This is a genomic window from Pseudomonas sp. 2822-15, assembly GCF_002742515.1.
Classification (GTDB): Bacteria; Pseudomonadota; Gammaproteobacteria; order Pseudomonadales; family Pseudomonadaceae; genus Aquipseudomonas; species Aquipseudomonas salomonii.
Map to the genome: position 1 here is coordinate 1 of NZ_LJRY01000028.1, position 229 is coordinate 229.

Consider the following 229-nt stretch of genomic DNA (forward strand, 5'->3'; position numbering starts at 1 on the left):
CCCATGAAGCAATTCGTCCAACTTCAGTGATGCTAGATCCAAAAACAGTGAAGTCTTATCTAAGTAGAGATCAATTGAGATTATATAAATTGATCTGGGAAAGGCTTGTAGCAAGTCAAATGGCTCCAGCTATTTTAGATACTATGTCCGTTGACATAGAAAATAATGGTGTTACCTTTAGGGCGACAGGTTCAAAATTAAAATTTCCTGGTTTTATGAAGGTATATAT

Annotated in this window: 1 protein-coding gene; it reads left to right on the forward strand. The window is 35.4% G+C overall.

The annotated features are described in order from the left end of the window. Positions 1-229 (forward strand): DNA topoisomerase (locus AOA59_RS00095; protein WP_256592983.1); only part of this gene is annotated, 229 nt, incomplete at both ends.